Genomic DNA, 19,374 nt, shown 5'->3' on the forward strand with positions numbered 1-19,374 from the left:
GCTCAGTCGTGGCCAGGGGACTGGCGTTCGGGGCCGGCCTGGAGCGTGCTCAGGCTTCCGGAGAGGAAGCCCTGGCGGCACGCCCGCCGTTGCAGCTTGCCGCTGGAGGTCTTGGGCAGGGTCCCCGGGCGCAGCAGCAGCACCTGGTGGACCTGGACTTCATGGGCGTCGGCGACGGCCTTGCGCACCGCCCGCACGATGTCGTCCAGCCGCTCCTCCGCGTCCGGGGTCGTGGAGGCCCGGACGCCCGGCGCGTGCCGGTCCAGCTCCGCCGCGACGAACAGCCGCTCCTCGCCGTCCACGTCCACCGGGAACGCCGCGCACGCGCCCTGGCGCACGGAGGGGTGGCTGCGCTCGACGGTCTCCTCGATGTCCTGGGGATAGTGATTGCGCCCGTGGAGGATGATGAGGTCCTTGAGCCGCCCGGTGACGAACACGGTCTGGTCCCGCAGGAAGCCCAGGTCGCCGGTGCGCAGGAAGGGGCCCGCCTCCGGCTCCCCGGCGAGCCGCGCCTGGAACGCGTGGGCGGTCTGCTCGGGCTCCTCCCAGTAGCCCTGCGCGACGCTGGGGCCGCGCACCCAGAGCTCTCCCACCCGCTCCGGGCCACAGGGGCGCCGGGTCTCCGGATCCACGGCGACGACGGTGAGGTCGGCCGGGGGCGTGCCGCAGCCCACGAGCCAGCGTGAGTCGTCCCCCGCCTCCGTGGCGTCGATGACCTCGTGGCGCTCCAGCGCCGCGGCCCGCACGCGGGCGTACACCGGCCCGGTGGCGGACTGTCCGCCGCTGACCTTGAGCGTCGCCTCGGCCAGCCCGTAGCAGGGGTAGAAGGCGCCGCGGCGGAACCCGGCGGCCGCGAACGCATCGGCGAAGCGCTCCAGGGTGTCCCGCCGCACGGGCTCCGCGCCGTTGTAGGCCACGCGCCAGCGCGACAGGTCCAGCGCCGCGCGCTGCTCGGGCGGGATGCGGCTGACGCAGAGCTCGTAGGCGAAGTTGGGGCCGCCGCTGTGGGTGGCGCGGTAGCGCGACAGGGCCTGGAGCCACCGCAGCGGGTGTTGCAGGAAGGCCAGCGGGGCCATGCCGTGGCTCACGAAGCCGCCGTAGAGCGGCTGCAGGATGCCGTCGATGAGCCCCATGTCGTGGAAGGCGGGCAGCCACGTCACCGCGACGCTGTCCTCGGTGTGCCCGAAGCCCGCGTGGATGGCCTCCAGGTTGTGCAGCAGGTTGCGGTGGCTCACCCTCACGCCCTTGGGCGCGGAGGTGGAGCCGGAGGTGTACTGGAGGAAGGCGAGCGATTCGCCGGAGACCGCGGGCGGCACCCAGGCCGACTCCGCCCCGGCGGGCAGCACGTCCGTGGCGCACCAGCGCGACACCGGGAGCTCGGGCGCGCGCGGGCGCAGGAACTGTTCGATCTCCCGCGAGGTCAGCACCACCGACGGCCGGGCGCTCGCCGCGATGGACAGCAGGCGCGGCAGCGTCCGCTTCAGGTTGCCTCGGCCGGGCGTGTACGCCGGCACGGCGATGAGGCCCGCGTACAGACACCCCATGAAGGCGGCGATGAAGTCCAACCCCGGAGGCTGGAGCAGCAGCGCGCGCTCCCCCACGGCGCTTCCCTGTTGCAGCACCGCGGCGATGGCCCGCGCCCGCTGGTCCAACTGCCCGAACGTCAGTGAGGCGTCTTCACGCTCTCCGTCCCGGAGGAAGGTGTGGACGACGCGGTCCGGCTGGCTCGCGGCCCGCAGGCGTCCGAGTTCAATCAGTGTCGCGGGCTGCTCGTCGGTGAAATGCGGAGGACGGACGCGAGTGGTTTCCATGGACGGACGTTCAAGACGTTCTGGGAGGAATTCAGTCCGGGGCGTGGGAGGCATTTGGAGTCGCCGCCTGGAATCCGGCCAATATGTCATATCGAGTTGTGTCCAGGTAAGGGGGCTTTCCCAGGAGAGGAATGGTGATAGTTTCCAGCCGCGAATCCGCCCTCGCGAGGACGACCGTCCGTGCAGTTTCCACAGATTGAACGCCGAGCAGGCCTGAGCGACCACGCCTTCGTCCGGGACTACCTCCGCCAGCGCAGGCCGGTGGTGGTCACGGACGCGATGCGCGACTGGGCCGCCCTGGGGAAGTGGACGCCCGACTACCTGAAGGGGTTGCTGGGGGACATGACCGTGTGCTTGCAGGGGGGCGGCTTCCAGGAGACGCGCCGGATGCGTTTCGCGGACTACGTCGACCTGCTGCCACGCTTTGAGTCCGGCGACGTGCCCGCGGGCGGGGAGGTGCCCTACCTGCGCTGGTCGGACGAGGACGGCGGGTTCACGGACGCGCTGTTCCGGTGCGTCCGGGATGACTGGGCGCGCCCCTCCTTCCTCCCCGCGCGCTTCTACCTGCACCCGCACGTGCTGCGCTCGGATCCCACGACGCTGCGCCATCCGGCGTCCGGCATCTACGTCTCCCCGAAGGGGGCGGTGACGAAGCTGCACGCGGACTCCGGGCTGACGAACGCCGTGCTGTGCCAGGTGCATGGCCGCAAGCAGTGCTTCCTCATCTCCCCGGATCAGGCGCCCCTCTTCCCGGACCTGAAGTCCCGCACGCCGGAGCGGTGGGACTCGCCACGGCTGCGGGAGGCCTACGCGGGCGCGCGCGTGGTGGAGACCGTCCTCGAACCGGGCGACATCCTGTTCATCCCGGGCTGCTGGCTGCATGAGGTGTACACGCTGAGCGCCAGCGTCTCGCTCACCTACAACTTCGCCCACGTCACGGAGGCGGCCCGGTACATGCCCTTCGCGGTGCATTACGTCGCGTCGGAGGCGGCGCGGCAGCTCTCCCCGCCCGCGCTGCGGCGGCCCGTGCTGCGGCTGCTGGAGGGGTACGCGCGGCTCGGGCGGAGGCTGAACCTCGAGGGCTTCTGACGCGCGGGAGGGAGCGGTGCTCCCGACCGGGCGCGGCCCGCCAACGCCATGCAGGGACCGATGACGCCATCCGGAGCCGCCGACAGGATGGAGGGCGGCGTACGCGTCTGGTCACGGCCCTTCCTGCTGTTCTGGCTGGGCCAGACGGTGACGCAGGCGGGGTCCGCCCTGACGCGCTTCTCCCTGGGCGTCTGGGTCTTCCAGCGCACCGGGTCGGCTTCCCAGTTCGGCCTCATCGTGCTGTTCGGCTCGCTGCCGGCGGTGCTCGTCATGCCCTTCACGGGCGCGCTGGTGGACCGGATGGACCGCCGCCGGGCGCTCATCCTCAGTGACGTGGGCGCCACGCTCTGCACCCTGGCGCTCGTGGCGCTGCTGTTCGTGGGGCGGCTGGACACCTGGCACATCTGGCTCATCGTCGCGGCCAACTCGCTGTGCGGTTCGCTGGGACAGCCGGCGCACTTCGCGCTCGTCACGCAGCTCGTCGCCCGGCAGGAGGCGGCGCGCGCGGACGGGATGTTGCAGATCAGCGACGCCCTCTGTGGGCTGGCGGCCCCCATCGTGGCCGGGCTGCTGGTGTCGACGGTGGGGTTGACGGGCGTGGTGGTCATCGACCTGGTGACCGCGCTGTTCGGGCTGTCCACGCTGGCCCGGCTGCGCGTCCCCCCGCGCCTCTTCGCGGGCGCGGAGGCGCCGCGCCAGGGCCTGCTGCGCGAGGCGGCGGAGGGCTGGGTGTACCTGCGTCAGCGGACCGGCCTGTTCGGCGTGCTGCTCGTCTGGGCCGCCCTCAGCTTCATCGTGGAGCTGGTGACGCTGGGCGTCTCTCCGCTGGTGCTGTCGTTCGCGAGCCCCGTGGCGCTCGGCTCGACGCTCGCGGCCGGGGGCGCGGGCATCCTGACGGGCGCGCTGCTGATGAGCGCCTGGGGGGGCCCCCGGCGGCTGGTGGACGGCCTGCTGGGCGCTGCCTTCGTCGGGGGGCTCGCCATCAGCGCCATCGGGCTGTGGCGCTCGGTGCCGTGGATTGCTGGCGGCCTGTTCGTCAGCGGCCTGTGCCTGTCGTGGCTCTCCACCTGCGTGCAGGCCCTCTGGGCGCGGTGCGTCGCGCCCGGGGTTCGGGGCCGCGTGTACTCCGTGCGGGCCGTCATCCAGGGGCTCTGCGTGCCGGTGTGCGCGCTGCTCGCGGGCCCCCTGTCGGAGGGCGTCCTGCAGGGGCTGTGGCTGGGCGGCGGGCCCGGGGGACTGGGCCGGCTGCTGGGCGCGGGGCCGGGCCGGGGATTGTCATTGCTGTTCGTGCTGGGCGGCGTCTGCGCAATGGCAGTGGCGGTGACGGCCCTGCTCCATCCGCGCGTGCGGGCCGTGGAACTTGAAACCGGATTGCCAATGACAGACGGGCAGTCCCTTGGACATGGTAAAGGAAACCCATGACGCAGACCCTCCCTGTTGTCGAAGTCGCCAGCGATGGCGTCGAGTTTGGCGCGGCCTGGTGGAAGACGATGCTCTGCTCCGCGCTGCCCGTGGACACGGGGCCCCGGGGGCTCATCTACGCGGGAGCGCACATCGGTGAGCACGTGCCGCTCTTCTCGGCCGGCGGCTTCAAGCCCATCCTCGCCATCGAGCCGAACCCGGTCGCCTTCGCCCAGTTGCGGCAGGTGGCGCCCCGGTTCGAGGGGGTGGAGTGCGTGAACGTGGCGGTGGGGGACCGCGATGGCACGACGCCGTACTTCGCGGTGAGCGACGTGCCGACGCTGAACTCCACGCTGGAGCCGGACCGGGACTACTGGCTCAAGGTGGCCGGCCCGGAGCTGGTGGACCGCCACCCGGTGCAGCGCAGCGAGGTGCCGGCCGCGCGGCTGGACACGCTGCTCGCGGGCAAGGCGGAGGCGTTCAACACGCTCTACATCAACACCCAGGGCTCCGAATTGAAGGTGCTCCAGGGGGCCCGGCAGATCCTCCCCCACATCGAAGCCATCTTCACCGAGGTGAACTTCGTGCGCCGCTACGACGGCTGCGCCACCTTCGACGAGGTGGATGCCTACCTGAAGGCCGCGGGGTTCGGGCTCATCTACCTGTGGCGCTACCAGGACGGGCGCTACACCCACGGTGAGGCCATCTATTCGCGCGCCGCGGCGCAAGCGTTCAAGGAATACGCCTGAGCATCCGTTCGCGGGGCGTGCCTGGAAGCGGCGCCCCCTTCGAGGAAGGACGTCCATGCATCAGCCATTCGTGTCCGAGTCGCAGTTCGAGGCCATCCAGCAATTGCTGACCGAGGCGCGGGGGCGGTTCGCCCCGTCCGAGCTGGAGCGCTTCGAGCAGGCCCTGCTGGGCGCCGCGGGCGTGGTGCCCCGTCCCCAGCTCGCTCCGTTGCAGGATCCGGCGTTCTATTTCCCGGGGCTGACGGCGCGGCCCTGGCATGAGGCGTCCCGCTATCCCGCCGTCGCCGCCACCGTGGAGCTGCTGGAGTCGGCCGCGGCCGGGGTCCGGGAGGAGCTGCTGGCGGTGCTGGAGACGCGGCAGGGCTTCCAGCGCTTCCCGGAGGGAAACGAGGAGCGCGCGGACTGGAACGTCGTCTATCTCAAGGGCAACTCCCGCAAGGTGCTCCAGAATCGCGAGCTGTTCCCCAGGACGGCGCGGCTGGTGGATGCGATTCCGCGCTCCGGCGCGGGGAGCATGGCCATGCTGTCGGCGGTGAACCCGGGAGGGCACATCGAGCCGCACTGCGGGCCGATGAACGTCCGGCTGACGGTGCACCTGGGCCTCGTCATCCCGCCGGACTGCCGCTTCCGCGTGGGCTCGGAGTCGCGGACGTGGCAGCCCGGCCGGTGCCTCGTGTTCGACGAGAGCTTCGAGCACGAGGTCTGGAACGACAGCACGCAGACGCGCTTCGTGCTGCTGGCGGACCTGTGGCATCCGGAGCTCACCGACGTGGAGATCGAGCTGCTGGAGCGCTGCGATGTCATCCTCGGCAAGAGCGGGGCGGTGGATCAGATGGTGGACGCGGCGCAGGGCCGGCTCGACGGGCAGAAGTGGTGGGCGTAGTGGCCGGGCCCGGAGGATCGGAGGCGGGGACGGCGCGCCGGGGCGTGGCGCTCTTTCTCGGCGTGCTGGGGCTGCTCCTGGCCGCGTGCATGGCGGCGCTGCTGCGCACGCAGGGGCTGTTGGAGGAGCATCTCGGCCTGGCCCTGGCGTTCATGTGGACGCCGGCCGTGGCGTCGGTCGTGGCCCGGCTGGCCCTGCGCGAGGGCTTCCAGGACGTGTCGTTCCGCCTGGGCGGCGCGCAAGGACGCCGGGCCGTGCTGGTGGCGTGGCTGCTGCCGGCGCTGGCCTCGGGGCTCGCCTATGGCGTGGCGTGGGGGGCCGGGCTGGTGGCCTTCTCACCGCCGACGCTCCGCGACTTCGGATTGGAGGGGCTCCCCCCACTGGCCCGGTTCGGCGTGCTGCTCGCCATCAACCTCACCGGGGGACTGCTCATCTCGGCGGTGACCGCGACGGGGGAGGAGCTGGGCTGGCGCGGCTACCTGCTGACGCGGCTGATGGCGGCGGGGGTGCGCTACCCGGTGCTGTGGAGCGGGCTCATCTGGTGGGCCTGGCACCTGCCGCTCCTGGTGAGCGGTCGCTACCGGGTGGGGCCGGAGCCCTGGCTGTCGCCGGTGTTGTTCCTGATCCCCATCCTGGCGGCGTCCTACGTGATGGCGCGGCTGCGTCTCACCACCGGGAGCGTCTGGCCGGCCGTCATGCTGCACTCCAGCTCCAACGCGGTGGTGCAGGCCGCGTTCGACGCTTCGTCGAGCGATGCCTCGCTCTGGGTGGGCGAGTCCGGCCTCCTGGTCTGCCTGACGAGCCTCCTGGGCGCGGCGCTCATCGCGCGGTGGTGGGCGCCGCGGCAACCGGCGGGCGTCACACCGCGTCCCGCGCCTGGACCCTGAGCCCGCATCCCTCGGCGCTCCGAATTCATTTATCACCGGCGCCGGGGTCCATTATCAGGTGGGGCGCACCCTTCATCCCAGACTGGTATGCGCCCAATCGTGCTTCGTTCCCCGGGTCCTGACCGCCGCTCACTGTTCCACCTCCGAAGCCTTCCGGCGCTCGTGCTGGTGGTGGCCGCCTTGATGGCGGGCGCCTGCGGCTCGTCGGAAGCGCCCGTGGACCCCTCTCCGACGCCGCCTCGTGACGCGGGGGTGGACGCGGGGACGGGAACCTCGGATGGCGGCTCGGACGCGGGGACGCAGGAGCAGGACGCTGGCACCGGGGAGCCGGATGCAGGGGGGCCGCCTCCCGCGTTCACCCTGTCGACGGCCTCCGAGCAGACGGTGCGTTTCAATCCTTCGACTTCGACCGCGTTCGCGGTCCAGGTCGACCGGGATGCGGCCTTCACTGGAGCAGTCTCGCTCTCGGTGGAGGGGCTGCCTCCCCACGTGCGCACCACCCAGGTGCTGCCGGTGATCATCCCCGAGGGAGCGACCTCGACGCCGCTGGGCTACATCCCGGACGAGTTCGCGGCCTATGGCCGGTTCTCCCTCAAGCTCGTGGGGGAGGGGGGCGGCACGCGTGTGGAATTCCCCGTCACGCTGGAGGTGCAGCCCGGATCGGCCGCGCTGGACAGTGCCTTTGGAACGGAAGGCGTGGCGACGGTGGAGCTCGGCCTTCCCGCGGTGAAGATCAACGGCATGGCCGAGCAGGCGGACGGCAAGTGGATCCTCGTGGGGTCCACCGGTGCCACGGGCCAGCGGGACGTGCTGGTGGCGCGGCTGCTCGCGGATGGGACGCCGGACGCCACGTTCGGCACGCAGGGCGTGGTGGTCAGCGACATCTGCGGTGGCGATGACTACGTGGACGCCGTCGCCATGCAGTCGGATGGCCGCATCGTCGTCGCGGGTGGGGCCATCGCCGGCACGAACACCTGCTCGGGGACGAAGTATCAGAGCGTGCTGCTGGCGAGGTTCACGTCGGCAGGCGTCCTGGACACCACGTTCGGTGGCACGGGCGTGCGCACGCTCCAGATCTCCACGGGCATCTCCACCCTGCACGCGGTCACCGCGGACGCCAACGGCAACATCGTCGGCGCGGGCACCGTGGAGAACGACGGCCTGGACCTGCTGGTGGTCCGCCTGACACCGGCCGGGGTCCCGGACACGACCTTCAGCGCGGACGGCGTGGCGAGCATGGACGTGGGCCGCGAGGATGACGGCCTGTGCGTCGCAGCCGAGCCCGACGGCAAGGTCGTGGTGGCGGGGACCTCCACGGGGAGCCTGGACACGCTGGTCGTGCGCCGCTTCAACGCCAACGGCACCGCGGACAACAGCTTCCGCTACCTGGCGGCGTTCAGCTCGCCGGACCTCACGCCGCGAACGCTGCGGCGGCTGCCGAACGGGAGCTGGTTGGTGGGCGGGAAGGCGGTGTTCTCCGACGGCGACACCCAGGCCATGGTGGCGCGGCTGACCGCGAGCGCGGGACAGGACACGTCCTTCGGCCGCGAGGGCTACACCTACTTCACGGCGGGATTCACGGGCGTGCGGGACACGGCCGTGGGCACGGGCGTGCTGGCGGATGGAACCCTCGCGGTCGCCACCTGGAGTCAGGACGCGAAGGGCGCATCCGGAGTGGGAGTCGTCCACCTGTCCCCGAACGGCGCGAGCATCCTCCGCTCGCACCGGACGGACCTGCCCGGTGACGAGCAGCCCACGGCCGCGCTGCTGGACGCGCAGGGCTATCTGCGCGTCACCGGGACGCGAATCCCGGCGGGCAAGAGCGAAGCCGTGCCTTTCGTGACGCGCTTCCACCCGTACTGACGGCGGAGGTCCGCGGTTCCTCAGGCGGTCTCCAGCACGATGCGCTGGCTGACCTCCCTGCACACGGACTGCGCCTGCTGCACGGTGTCCGCGTAGGCGAGCACATAGCCCGCGCGGTCCTCCGACTTCAGGGCCTGGCGGATGGTGGCGCCCAGCTCCACCGCCAGCGAGATGTCCACCACCCCCGGCAGCCGCTTCAGCGCCAGCGCGCCGTTGATGCGCTTGAGCTTGCCGGGGGGCGGGGTGAAGTACTGGATGGCCGCGCCGCCCCGGGGCACCGGATCCGCCTCCAGGGGCTTCAGCGTCCCCATGGCCCACTGGAGCGTCATGTCCAGCAGGTCATGCCCCGTGGTCAGCCGGACCAGGTCCCACAGGCGATCGCCGCCCAGCCGCGTGTGCGTCTCCACGATGCGCGGGCCGCGCGACGTGTACTTCAGCTCCGTGTGCGAGGGGCCGTCCTTCAGCCCGAGCACGTCCAGGAAGCTCCGGATGAAGTCGCGCACCTCGCGGTCCCGCTCCGGGCTCATCGGCGCGGGGACCTGGTGCGCGACCTCCAGGAACGCGCTGCCGTTGGGGTCCGTGCTCTTCGTCTCCTCGTTGATGCCCAGGATGACGTGGCGCCCCGCGAAGGAGAAACACTCCACGGAGTACTCGGGGCCGTCCAGGTACTCCTCGGCGATCCACGACGCGCGGCCGTTCAGCACGCCCTCCAGGTCCGCGGCGGAGCGCACGAGCCGCACGTCGATGCTGCCCACGCCGTCCACGGGCTTCAGGATGAACGGATAGCCCTGGCGCTCGGCGAACGCGACGGCCTCCTCCCGCGTCTTCACCGGGGCCCACTGCACGGGTGAGAACCCGCCGGAGTCGAGCACCCGCCGCATGGCCGGCTTGTCGCGCGTCTTCTCCACCAGCTCCAGCGGCGTCCCGGGCAGCCCCAGCGCGTCGTTGATGCGCGCGCAGGTGATGAGCGCCTCTTCCGCGACGGTGACGGCGCTCACGAACGGCGTCACCGCGTGCGCGGCCTTCAGCATGGGGATGAGCGCCGGGTCGTCGTAGCTCATGAGGAGGACCCGGTCGGACTGCCGGTTCACGTGGTCATCGGACAGGCCCGGCTGCTGGATGATCAACGGCCGCAGGCCCAGTTGCCACGCCCGCTCCGTGATGAACTGCCTCGCGCCCAGAAGGATGAGGTTCGCCGCCATGGTTCATGCACTCCTTGCAGTGACGTCCACCGCGCGGCTCCGCGCGTGACGGATGAAGGCCTGGCGTCCCTCCTCGGAGACGACGAACGCCCACCCCAGCTTGCCTCCACTGGTGATGTTCACCACCTTCGAAGTGCGGCTGCCGCGCACCAGGAAGCCGTTGGGCTTTCCGCCATACGAGTAGAAGCCCAGCACCAGCCGGTACTCCGCCGGGGCGGAGTCGCCCGCCGCGCGCAGCCGGACGGTCTCCGCCTCCACGACGCGCTGGCAGATCCACCGCTCGATGCCCGGCTCGCGCAGCTTCTGCTCCAGCACGTCCGCGGGCCAGTCCGTCCCCATCAGCACGCCGCTGCCGCCGTAGGAGCTGCTGTCGTCGATCTTGAACACCCACTCGGCCCTGTCGCGCAGCGCGTCCGCCAGGTTCTCCTCGGACAGGGAGAAGGCGTGGGGCAGGTACCTCCGGATGGCGGCCACCTCGTCGTCGCTGAACAGCGCGTGGTGGCCCGGCTCGCACAGCAGCGCGAGGAACCGCTTGCTCATCCGCAGCTCCGGCTCGAAGCCGTTGGTGAGCACCGCGCCGCTGGCCCAGAGCTTCTCCAGGAACACGAAGCCGTCCGTCACCTCCTCGTAGGTGAACATGCGGTGGATGAGCGTGCGCTCGCCCTCCTCACGCTTCAGCCAGGCCTCCGGGTAGCTCACCTCGTCGAGGATGTGGACCGGCACGCCCGGGTTCAGCTCCTCCAGGTACCGCTTCAGGTAATCCTGACGGGGATACCCCAGGCCCGAGTGCCCCCTGGAGTCGAGGATCACCACCCGGCGCAGGTCCCGCTCGCGGCACGTCTCCGCGTACAGCACGGCGAGGTCCTTCAGCGGGCTGTTCATCAACCCGGCCGTGGGATGGCCCAGCGCCTCCGTGGCCGCGCGGGAGCCCTCGTAGGCCTCGCCTCCGCCCACGCCGGGGAAGATGTTGAACTCGCAGAAGAAGTAGCCCTGCCGCGTCGGCACGACGTCCATCCGGCCAATCGTCGCGTCGCCGTGGCGCAGGTTGTCCCAGTGGATGAAGTCCACGAGCCGCCGGGGCATCCGCAACAGGTCCAACAGGCCCTCCCGCGAGCGCGTGTCGATGAGGTGGCCGATGAGCTTCAACTGCGCGGAGAGCAGGTGGCGGCACGCGCGGCTCAGCTCCTGGAACTCCGCTTCACTGAAGAGGAGCGGGTGCGCGAACTGGCTCTTCTCGTACATGGGAGAGTCCAGGTCGTGGATGGCGGCGATCGTGCTCGCGTGCGCCCGGGCATCCCGCTCGGGCGACCATCCTTCCTCCACGGCGTCGAGGAACGCTTCGTTGAATGCACCGATCATGGGTGGGCCTCAGGAGCGTCCGGCGTCGGTGACACCGAACAGCGCGTTCATCTTCTGGAGGGAGAAGGCCTTGTAGACGACGGGCTCGTACTTCGCGGGTGTGTCCTTGCAGAACTTGGGGAAGCACTCGATGAGCGCGTCGTCGTTGGCGAGCTTGAAGAACGCCAGGGATTGACGCTCGCCTCCGGACAGGACGACCCGGTGTGGCGTGGACACGTATTCGTCGTTGGACCAGCGGGCCATCAGGTCCCCGATGTTGACGATGAGGTGATCCCTCCGCTCCAGCGTGGGCGTGATCCACGAACCCCCGCGCTCCTTCACCTGGATGCCGGGGCCCGTCTGCGCCAGGACCGTCAACAGCGTCCCGTCCGTGTGCTCGCCCATGCCCTGGTCGTTGGTCAGCTCCGCGCTGAGCTGGGGGTAGAGCAGGGAGCGCAGCGAGTCGGTGGACGCGGAGGTCTTCTTCGCGAAGAAGTCCCGGGGCAGGTCCAGCGCGATGCTGAACAGCTCCGTGAGCCGGGCCGTCAGCGCCTCGCACTCCCGGAAGTACGCCTTGAGCGCCGCGCGCAGCCGCTGGCCCTCCGCGTCCTCGCTGAACGGCAGGCTCGCGCTGTCGTCCTCGATGAGCCGGCCCACGCTGAACTTCTCCACGTAGTCGCTGGGGAGCCCCTTGCGGCCCATGTACGCGAAGGCGTTCTCCTCCAGCATGCCGCTGTAGCCGTAGGGCGTGTAGTCGTCCGCGGCCATGGTGAAGCCGGACTTCAACCGGCACCGGTTCTTCGCCTCCAGCGGCAGGCGGAAGAACGCCCGCGACAGGGCATATGCGTCCTCGAAGACCGAGGGGGCGATGCCGTGGCCGCTCAGGGTGAAGAAGCCCACCTGCTTGCAGGCCCGGTCGATCTCGAACGCCGCACGGCGCTCGGCTTCGGACCCTGGCGTCGCGGACGTCAAATCGATTCGGGGCAACTCCTTCATCATGTGCTCCTCCAGGTTCAATGGCTCAGCTCGCGTTCACGCAGCACGTGCGCGACCGTGAGGACGTCCAGGAAGGCGTGTCCCGTCGAGCTGAAGACGGTGCGGCCCGAGCGCAGGGGACCGCTGTCCCTCCGCACGAGCTGCCCCAGGGTGATGGCGTTGGCGTGCACCGGCCCGGCCTCCGCGAGCGCCGTGGCCAGGTCCTCGACGATCACCGTCGAGGTGCGCAGCAGTTCGAGCGGAACCTCCCGGGCCTCCACGGTGTGCCCGCCCATGCAGTTGATGTGCACGCTGGGGGAGAGGCCCTCGAAGCGCCCCAGCGGTGTCTTCGACGACGTCGCGGTGCCGATGACATCCGCGCCCCGGATGGCCTCTTCCAGCGACGCACAGGCGACGACGTGCACGGCCTCGCCCAGGGACGCGCGCAGCTCCGCGGCGAAGGCGGCGCGCCGGGTGGGGTTCCGCGCCCAGAGCCGCACCTCCTGGATGGGGCGGACCGCGCGGACCGCCAGCACCTGTTGCCGGGCCTGCGCCCCGGTGCCGGCCACCGCCAGCGTCCGGGCATCCGTGCGCGCGCAGAAGTCCGTGACGAGCGCGGACACGGCGGCGCACTTGAGCTCCGTCACCGCCGCGCCATCGAGCAGCGCGAGCAGCTCCCCCGTGCGCGCGGAGAACGCCGCCACCACGCCGTTCATGGTGGGCAGCGGGTCCGTGGCGGACCGCTCGAAGAGGGTCGCCACCTTGTTGATGTAGAGGCCCAGGTGCTCCGACACGGCCGGCATCGACACGAACGCGGCGTGCCGGGAAGAGGAGGGGACGGCGACGCGCAGCGGGATCTGCATGCGCTCATGCAGGCCCGCCGTGAGCGCCGCCTCCAGCTCGCGCACGAGCCGGGACAGGTTCCCGTGCGCGGTGACGACCTCATGTGAAAGGAAGGCAGCCATCGCGCGCGCTCCTCCGCCTACAGCGTCGCGAGGACTTCCTTCAGGTGGCCGATGAACGCCTGGACCTGCTCCGTGGGCAGGTCGCCGCGCAGCATCAGCCGGATGCCCGCCTTCCCCACGGGCACGATGGGGAAGAAGACCGCGGAGCAGTAGAAGCCTCGCTTGTAGAGCTCGCGCGAGAGCTTCACGGCCTTGTCCTGCTCGCCCACCTCCACGACCTTGATGTGCAGGCCGTCGCCGCGCTGCTCGGTCTGGATGTGCTCGTCGAACAGGGCGATGTTGCGGCGGAGCTGCTCCTGCCGCTTCGCCAGCTCCGGGCTGCGGTGCACCTTGATGCTCCCCATGGAGGTGCCGATGGCCGCCGTCCGCAGGCTCTGGGACCAGCCCATGGGGCCCGTCCGGTAGAGGAAGTCGTAGTGCTTGCGGGAGCCGAGCATCGCGATGCCGCCCGTGCTGCCGAACGCCTTGGCGATGGAGGCGATGATCAGCGTGCGGTCGTTCATCTCGCGCAGCCGCGAGCGGATGTAGCCCTCGCCGTTCTTCCCCTGCGTGGAGAGCGAGTGCGAGTCGTCGATGTAGAGGAAGAGGCCGTACTTCTCCTGGAGCGTGAGCAGCGCCTGGAGGTCCGTGACGCCGCCCGTGGAGTAGACGCCGTCGCACACGTAGGCCACGCGCGGATACTTCCGGCAGACGTCCTCCAGGTAGTTCATGTCGTTGTGCGGGCAGTTCAGCACCCGCGTCTCGTCTGCGACGATGGGCTTCACGAACGCCATGGAGAAGTGCGCGAACTTGTCGAACACCATCACCAGGGGCTCACTGTCCGTCAGGTGGCCCGACCCGAGCACCGGCAGGATGGCCGCCGTGAGCGCGCTGGAGGTGACGGCGGGCAGCACCGGCCCGCCGAAGAGGTCCGCGAGCTGCTCCTCCAGCTCCTCCATCAGGCCCAGCCGGATGCGGAACTCCGCCATCGACAGGCCGGTGATGCCCGCGCGCTTCAGCGCGTCGATGCCGCCCTGGAGGACGTCCGGGTGGCTGTTGAGCCCCAGGTAGGAGCAGGAGCACAGGTTGGCGAACTCGTGCCCGGTGTCCACCTCGCGCATCCGGTTCTGGCCGTCCACCGCCTCCACGCGGATGTTGAGCATGTTCGACTCCCGGGCCACGGCCCAGGCGCTCTCGCTGGCGGGGATCATCTTCTGGTTGTTGCGGTGAACGTGGGGACCCATCACCGCGTCGCTGGGCGTCGTCACTTCCGCGCTCCTGTCTTGTCGATCACGAACTGGCCGATGCGCTGGAGGGCTTCACGGCCGCTGGTGAGGCGCTGGAAGTGCAGGTGCCAGACGTGGACCATGTCGGGCCACTCCTCGAACGTGACGTCCACGCCCTGGGCCTGGGCCTTCTTCGCCATCGCCTGCGAGTCGCTGAAGAGCAGCTCCCGCTCGCCCACCTGGATGAGCAGGGGCGGGAAGCCGGTGAGGTCCGCGTGGATGGGGGAAATCGTGGGCTGCCGCGCGTCCTGTCCGTTGAGGTAGTGCCGGGCGACCTCCTCCACGACCTTGCGCTGCACGAGCGCGTCCGCCTTCTCGCGCGTCTCGTAGCTCTCGCCCTGGATGCCCAGGTTGAACCACGACGAGATGCACACCAGCGCGCCCGCGAGCGGAAGCCCCTTCGCCCGCGCGTTGACCTGCATGGAGACCACCAGGCCGCCACCGGCGGAGTCCCCCGCGATGGAGATGTGGCCGGGCTTGAACCCCCGCTCCAGCAGCCAGCGGTACGCGCTGGTCGCGTCGTCCAGCGCGGCGGGGTAGGGGTGCTCCGGTGCCCGGCGGTAGTCGAGCTGGAGCACCCGGCAGCGCGCCTGCCGTGCCATGTCCGCGGCCATGTGCCCATGGCTCACGAGCGAGCCGAACACGAACCCGCCGCCGTGCAGGAAGAGCAGGGCGCGGTCCTGATCGCACTCCGGCGGCGTGAGCCACTGGGCACGGATGCCGTTGACGTGGATGGGCTCCACCCCGATGTCCGAGGCGATGGGGAGCCCGAGCGAATCGTAGTGGACCCGCGCCGCTTCGTACCCGTCCGGCCAGGGCCGCGCGTCCAGGTACGCGAGCAGGTCCTTCATCTCCGCCGCGTTGCGCTCCGCGTGCTGTCGCGAGGTCATGCCCGCACCTCGATGACGTTCGGGTACGGGTTGAGCTCGCCCTGGACGAAGCGGGTGATGTTGGCGTCGTCCTTGTGGTTCGTCGCCTTCTCCAGCGACAGGCCGTAGTAGTCGTACCAGCGCTTGAGGTCGTCGGTGCCCGCGACCTGGTACTCGACGTGGCGGATGGGGCGCCTGGCGGCCTTGCTCGCGTCGGTGAGGGACGGCTGGGTGGCCGCGTGCGCGAGCCCTCCCACCACCTCGTTGTGGAGGACGATCATCACGATGTCGTTCTCCAGGTCGAGCTTCAGCGCGAACGAGTAGTCGCGCAGGATCTCCTCGGAGAACTCCGCCTTCACGGCGACGTTGTAGTTGTTGGGGATGTTCTCGATGAGCTCGCGCGGGTCCAGGCCCTTGTCCTGGCAGAACCGGCGCGTGTCGCAGATCATCGGCATGCCGCCGCTGATGTTCTGGTTGGGGCCGTAGAGGTTCGCGATGAACGGCGTCGCCGAGTCGAAGTGGACGCACTTCGTGGTGACGAACTCGCGGCTCTCCGTGTGGTCGCTGTTGGGCGTGAAGTTCCGGTTCTTGTTGAACCCGTCCACGTCCATCTTCGCCACCCGGTCATAGGCGACGGGCGTGGGGCTGTAGCGGGCCAGGTCGAAGCGCGGCGCGATCGCCCGGAAGATGCCCTCCAGGTAGTCGCGGGCCAGCGCGGCGCCGGACTCCGTGTGGATGTCCAGCCCGCGCTCCGCGAGCAGCTTGTTCACGCCGAACACCACCGCGAAGCCGTTCTTCTTCTCCACGGCCTCCACCACGGCGTCGAGCAGCGCACCGGCCGGAGCCGCCGAGCGGCCTTCACCCAGGTCCGCCGGGAAGGTGGAGACATTGATGAACGAATCCTTGAGACGGCTCGGATCGAGTCTTTTCATGGGCTGTCCAGGGGATGAGGGGAATGGGGCGGCAGCCAATGCCTGGATGGCGGGCCGCGATGTCTGACTTGATATACAGATGCGAAAGTCTGGCGTCAATCCACCCTGGATTTGGCTGGATGATAGGGATTGAAGATGGTGCGCGCCGCTTGAAAACATATCAGCCGCTCCCGGGCTCCGGAACGACGCTCCCAGGAGGGCGGTCGCGCTCTCTCGACGAAACCCCTTGAATACGTTGGGTAGGATCGCGCTGGCGCCGTCTCATGTCGGCCTGGGTGTATGTGATTTGGCTGGTCGTGGACGCATCCGGATCATGGCTTTACATTGATTGGTAATGCGGAAGGTTAATCTGGATGGGATCGCGCCGGTGGCGATCTCTGGTTTTGCGTTTGCGTTGCCTGGCGCTCGCACCCTCGATGAGCTGGCGGAGGTGCTTCACGGGGGGAAGACGACGTATGGCCAGTGGCCGGAGGAGCGCATTCCCCGGGGGCTGTATCTGGATCCTTCAGCGGCCGTGGGCGCGGCCCGGACGTCCACGCTGCTGGGAGGCGTCGTGGAGGACGCCTCCCAGCGGCCGTGGGTGGTGGAGACGGCGCACCGGGCCCTGGCGTCGGCGGGGCTGGCTCCCGGCTCGCTGGGTGGGCAGCCCGTCCCGGTGTTCCTGGCGCACTCACGCGGTGGTGGCCACGGGCTCTACGACGCCGCGGTGCTGGCCGTGGCGGGCCAGCTCCAGCCGTATTTGGTGCACGGCGCGCATCCGAATGAGTTCTCCCATCAGGAGCTGACGGACCTCACCCGGAAGGTGCGCCAGTCGCTTCGGGAGTCGTTCGGACCGGACTTCGTGGAGGACCCGAGGGAGCGCGCCACGCACCGGCTCGCGAGCGCCATCGCGGAGGCGCTGGGCACGACGGAGAAGGCGCTGCTCGTGGATGGGAACTGCACCGGCGGTCTGGCCGCGATTGAACTGGCGGCGCGGGAGCTCGCGAAGGGAGCGCCGTGGGCCATCGCGGGGGCGCTGTCCTACGTCGACACGGTGAACCAGGTCCTCTATTCGAACTCACGCCTCCTGTCGTCCGAGGGCTGCTTCCCGTTCGCCCAGAAGGGGAACGGCACGGTCATCTCCGACGGCGTGGTGCTGCTGGTGCTCACGAGCCTGGAGCGGGCGACGCAGGAGCGGCTCCCCGTCCACGGAGTGATCCGCGGCGTCGGAGGGGCGAACGACGGCGCGGCCGAGGCGTACATGCTGGTCCCGAACCCGCGCGGCCACGGGCTGGCGGTGGGGCGTGCGCTCGAGCAGGCAGGCGTGGAGCCTCGGGAGCTGGGGGTGATCCTCGCGCACGGGACGGGGACGCGGGCCGGTGACGCCGTGGAGGCGAAGGTCTTTGATCGCGCGCTGAAGGCGCATGGGGAGGAGGCCCGACCCACGTCGCCGGTGCCGGTGATGTCGATCAAGGGGAACCTGGGGCACGCGAAGGAGGCCTCGGGGTTGGCGAACCTGGTCGCGCTGCTCGCCCTGTTCGAGTCCGGAGCCATTCCGGGACCGGTGCATGGGGACAAGCCCCGGAGCCTGCTCGAACCGGGAGGACTCATCGAGGTCGAGAAGACCGCCCGCTCATGGCCAGCGGGCGAGCAGCCGCGCATGGGAGGTGTGAGCGCCATCGCGAGCGGAGGCCAGAACTACCACGCGGTGGTGGAGGACCGGCCTTCTCCCGCGCGAGCCCAGGCGCTGCTGCGAGGCACGCGGAGGCGTACCGGGAGGAGCGACGAACCCATCGCCATCGTCGGGATGGCCGGTGCGTTCGCGGACGCTCCTGACCTGGGCGCGCTGTGGAGGAACCTGCTCCATGGCCGCAGGGCCTTCCGGAGGCTGGCGTTCGGGTTCGGGGCGCCGTTGGACCTGGATGCGTCCCGATTCACGGGCAACGCCAGCCAGTACGACGAACGACCGGTCGACATCCTCCGGCATGATCCGCTCCACTACCTGCTGGTGGACCTGGCGCGCAGCGCGGCGTCGAAAGTCTCCATCGAGCGGGGGAGCAACATCCCGGTGGTCGTCTCCGCGGAGCACTGCAGCGAATACGGACTGCGTCAGGTCGCCGCTGCGCGCCTGCCGGAGATCGAGGAACACCTTCAGCGCGTGTTGCGCGAGACGGGCAAGGACCCCAAGGGCGTGGCGCGGACCGTGCGTGCGGCGATGAAGCGCCTGTCGAACGACCTGCCGGAGCTGTGGGCCGGCAGCCTGTTCAACCTGTCGCCCAGCTTCATGGCGGCGAGGATCGCCCGAGCGTTCGATCTGACCGGCCCGACCTGCGCCATCGAAGCGGGAGGCGCGGCGGCGTCCATGGGCGGTCTGGAGGTCGCATGCGGCCGGTTGTCATCGCGTGAAGCGGACGCGGTGTTCTGGGCGACCGCGGACATGCGACTCGGAGTCACGCGCATGGCCGACGAAGGCGCGATGGGGCTCCTGTCCCAGCGGGAGACACCGACCGCGTTCGACGCGGCGTCCGACGGGTATCTGCCGGGAGAAGGCGCCACGGTGTGCCTGCTGAGACGCTTGTCGGACGCGCGGGAGCGGGGGGAGCCGGTGCTCGGGATCATCCGTGCGGTGGGGAGCGCGTACGGAACGCCCGAGGACCACGGTCTCGTCTCCGAGCCCGCGATGAGCCTGGCCATCCGGCGCGCCTGGTCCCGGTGTGACGTGTCGGCGGACGCGCTCGCCTTCGTGGAGTGCTTCGGAAGTGGGCATGCCGCGAGCGACCGCGCGGAGCTCGCGGCCCTGGGGCGGACGCTCGGCGCAGCGCGAGCCCGGCCGCTCCCGCTGGGAGCCGTCATGCCGAACATCGGCCACACCGGTGCGGCCGCGGGAGCCGCGAGCCTGATGAAGGCACTGTTCACGCTGGCCGCGAAGCGGGCACCGGCAACCCTGGGCGTGACGGCTCCGCTCGCTGGAGCGGCCGACAATCTGCGCGTCCTCACGGAGCCACAAGAGCTGGAGGAGGCGCGCTTCGCGGGAGTCAACGCAGCGGGAAGCGGAGGCACCCACTACCACGTCGTGCTCGAAGCCGGGCCCGACCTCCAGGTGCCAGGAACATGATCCTCCACCCGGACGCAGAACAGAGCGCTCCCTGCATCATGGCTTGGGGCG

Annotated in this window: 15 protein-coding genes; 7 read left to right on the forward strand and 8 right to left on the reverse strand. The window is 70.3% G+C overall.

Annotation, left to right across the window (positions count from 1 at the left end; all coding sequences use genetic code 11):
* Positions 1 to 2: 2 nt before the first annotated feature.
* Positions 3 to 1,811, reverse strand: a complete 1,809-nt coding sequence (locus tag K8612_RS33160; protein ID WP_223738003.1) for a fatty acyl-AMP ligase — start codon at positions 1,809 to 1,811, stop codon at positions 3 to 5.
* Between the two features lie 180 nt (positions 1,812 to 1,991).
* Between K8612_RS33160 and K8612_RS33165 the strand changes: the two genes are divergently transcribed.
* The 6 genes from K8612_RS33165 (at position 1,992) to K8612_RS33190 (ending at position 8,683) form a co-directional block, all read left to right on the forward strand.
* Positions 1,992 to 2,900 (forward strand): cupin-like domain-containing protein, encoded by a 909-nt coding sequence (locus tag K8612_RS33165; RefSeq protein WP_223738004.1) that lies wholly within the window; start codon positions 1,992 to 1,994, stop codon positions 2,898 to 2,900.
* A 60-nt stretch (positions 2,901 to 2,960) separates the two neighbouring features.
* Complete coding sequence (locus tag K8612_RS33170) at positions 2,961 to 4,322, forward strand: MFS transporter (RefSeq protein WP_223765171.1); 1,362 nt, start codon at positions 2,961 to 2,963, stop codon at positions 4,320 to 4,322.
* Positions 4,319 to 5,050 (forward strand): FkbM family methyltransferase, encoded by a 732-nt coding sequence (locus K8612_RS33175; RefSeq protein ID WP_223765172.1) that lies wholly within the window; start codon positions 4,319 to 4,321, stop codon positions 5,048 to 5,050. Before K8612_RS33170 ends, K8612_RS33175 begins: the two co-directional genes overlap by 4 nt.
* A 55-nt stretch (positions 5,051 to 5,105) precedes the next feature.
* Positions 5,106 to 5,933, forward strand: a complete 828-nt coding sequence (locus tag K8612_RS33180) for an aspartyl/asparaginyl beta-hydroxylase domain-containing protein (RefSeq protein ID WP_223738007.1) — start codon at positions 5,106 to 5,108, stop codon at positions 5,931 to 5,933.
* A 44-nt stretch (positions 5,934 to 5,977) separates the two neighbouring features.
* Positions 5,978 to 6,820 (forward strand): CPBP family intramembrane glutamic endopeptidase, encoded by an 843-nt coding sequence (locus K8612_RS33185; protein WP_223765173.1) that lies wholly within the window; start codon positions 5,978 to 5,980, stop codon positions 6,818 to 6,820.
* Positions 6,821 to 7,036: 216 nt separating this feature from the next.
* Positions 7,037 to 8,683 (forward strand): delta-60 repeat domain-containing protein, encoded by a 1,647-nt coding sequence (locus K8612_RS33190; protein ID WP_223765174.1) that lies wholly within the window; start codon positions 7,037 to 7,039, stop codon positions 8,681 to 8,683.
* A gap of 20 nt (positions 8,684 to 8,703) precedes the next feature.
* Here the strand turns inward: K8612_RS33190 and K8612_RS33195 are convergent, their stop codons facing one another.
* The 7 genes from K8612_RS33195 to K8612_RS33225 are packed head-to-tail and all read right to left on the reverse strand — an operon-like array spanning position 8,704 to position 16,229.
* Positions 8,704 to 9,885, reverse strand: coding sequence for an ATP-grasp domain-containing protein (locus tag K8612_RS33195; protein ID WP_223738010.1), 1,182 nt, complete (start codon positions 9,883 to 9,885; stop codon positions 8,704 to 8,706).
* A 3-nt stretch (positions 9,886 to 9,888) separates the two neighbouring features.
* The gene (locus tag K8612_RS33200; protein WP_223765175.1) at positions 9,889 to 11,244 is read right to left on the reverse strand and encodes a hypothetical protein; all 1,356 of its coding nucleotides are present in this window, start codon (positions 11,242 to 11,244) and stop codon (positions 9,889 to 9,891) included.
* A 9-nt stretch (positions 11,245 to 11,253) separates the two neighbouring features.
* Positions 11,254 to 12,222, reverse strand: coding sequence for an isopenicillin N synthase family oxygenase (locus K8612_RS33205; protein ID WP_223738012.1), 969 nt, complete (start codon positions 12,220 to 12,222; stop codon positions 11,254 to 11,256).
* A 14-nt stretch (positions 12,223 to 12,236) separates the two neighbouring features.
* Positions 12,237 to 13,163 carry an ornithine cyclodeaminase family protein gene (locus K8612_RS33210; protein ID WP_223765176.1) on the reverse strand — a complete coding sequence of 309 codons (927 nt, stop codon included), beginning with the start codon at positions 13,161 to 13,163 and terminating at the stop codon, positions 12,237 to 12,239.
* Positions 13,164 to 13,180: 17 nt separating this feature from the next.
* Positions 13,181 to 14,410, reverse strand: coding sequence for an aminotransferase class I/II-fold pyridoxal phosphate-dependent enzyme (locus K8612_RS33215; protein ID WP_223765177.1), 1,230 nt, complete (start codon positions 14,408 to 14,410; stop codon positions 13,181 to 13,183).
* Complete coding sequence (locus K8612_RS33220; protein ID WP_223765178.1) at positions 14,407 to 15,318, reverse strand: alpha/beta hydrolase; 912 nt, start codon at positions 15,316 to 15,318, stop codon at positions 14,407 to 14,409. Before K8612_RS33220 ends, K8612_RS33215 begins: the two co-directional genes overlap by 4 nt.
* On the reverse strand, positions 15,315 to 16,229 hold the full coding sequence (locus tag K8612_RS33225; protein ID WP_223765179.1) for a hypothetical protein: 915 nt from the start codon (positions 16,227 to 16,229) through the stop codon (positions 15,315 to 15,317). Before K8612_RS33225 ends, K8612_RS33220 begins: the two co-directional genes overlap by 4 nt.
* A 334-nt stretch (positions 16,230 to 16,563) precedes the next feature.
* Between K8612_RS33225 and K8612_RS33230 the strand changes: the two genes are divergently transcribed.
* Entirely contained in the window at positions 16,564 to 19,323 is a 2,760-nt protein-coding gene (locus K8612_RS33230; protein ID WP_223765180.1) for a polyketide synthase, read from the forward strand.
* Positions 19,324 to 19,374 lie beyond the last annotated feature (51 nt).

Origin of the sequence: Corallococcus sp. AS-1-6 (assembly GCF_020037015.1) — a bacterium.
Taxonomy (GTDB): Bacteria; Myxococcota; Myxococcia; order Myxococcales; family Myxococcaceae; genus Corallococcus.

Excerpts from the sequence above, each read along its gene's own strand:
- K8612_RS33160 (WP_223738003.1), bottom strand. The coding sequence starts at position 1,811 with ATGGAAACCACTCGCGTCCGTCCTCCGCATTTCACCGACGAGCAGCCC.
- K8612_RS33170 (WP_223765171.1), top strand. The coding sequence starts at position 2,961 with ATGACGCCATCCGGAGCCGCCGACAGGATGGAGGGCGGCGTACGCGTC.
- K8612_RS33175 (WP_223765172.1), top strand. The coding sequence starts at position 4,319 with ATGACGCAGACCCTCCCTGTTGTCGAAGTCGCCAGCGATGGCGTCGAG.
- K8612_RS33180 (WP_223738007.1), top strand. The coding sequence starts at position 5,106 with ATGCATCAGCCATTCGTGTCCGAGTCGCAGTTCGAGGCCATCCAGCAA.
- K8612_RS33195 (WP_223738010.1), bottom strand. The coding sequence starts at position 9,885 with ATGGCGGCGAACCTCATCCTTCTGGGCGCGAGGCAGTTCATCACGGAG.
- K8612_RS33200 (WP_223765175.1), bottom strand. The coding sequence starts at position 11,244 with ATGATCGGTGCATTCAACGAAGCGTTCCTCGACGCCGTGGAGGAAGGA.
- K8612_RS33205 (WP_223738012.1), bottom strand. The coding sequence starts at position 12,222 with ATGATGAAGGAGTTGCCCCGAATCGATTTGACGTCCGCGACGCCAGGG.
- K8612_RS33210 (WP_223765176.1), bottom strand. The coding sequence starts at position 13,163 with ATGGCTGCCTTCCTTTCACATGAGGTCGTCACCGCGCACGGGAACCTG.
- K8612_RS33220 (WP_223765178.1), bottom strand. The coding sequence starts at position 15,318 with ATGACCTCGCGACAGCACGCGGAGCGCAACGCGGCGGAGATGAAGGAC.
- K8612_RS33225 (WP_223765179.1), bottom strand. The coding sequence starts at position 16,229 with ATGAAAAGACTCGATCCGAGCCGTCTCAAGGATTCGTTCATCAATGTC.
- K8612_RS33230 (WP_223765180.1), top strand. The coding sequence starts at position 16,564 with ATGCGGAAGGTTAATCTGGATGGGATCGCGCCGGTGGCGATCTCTGGT.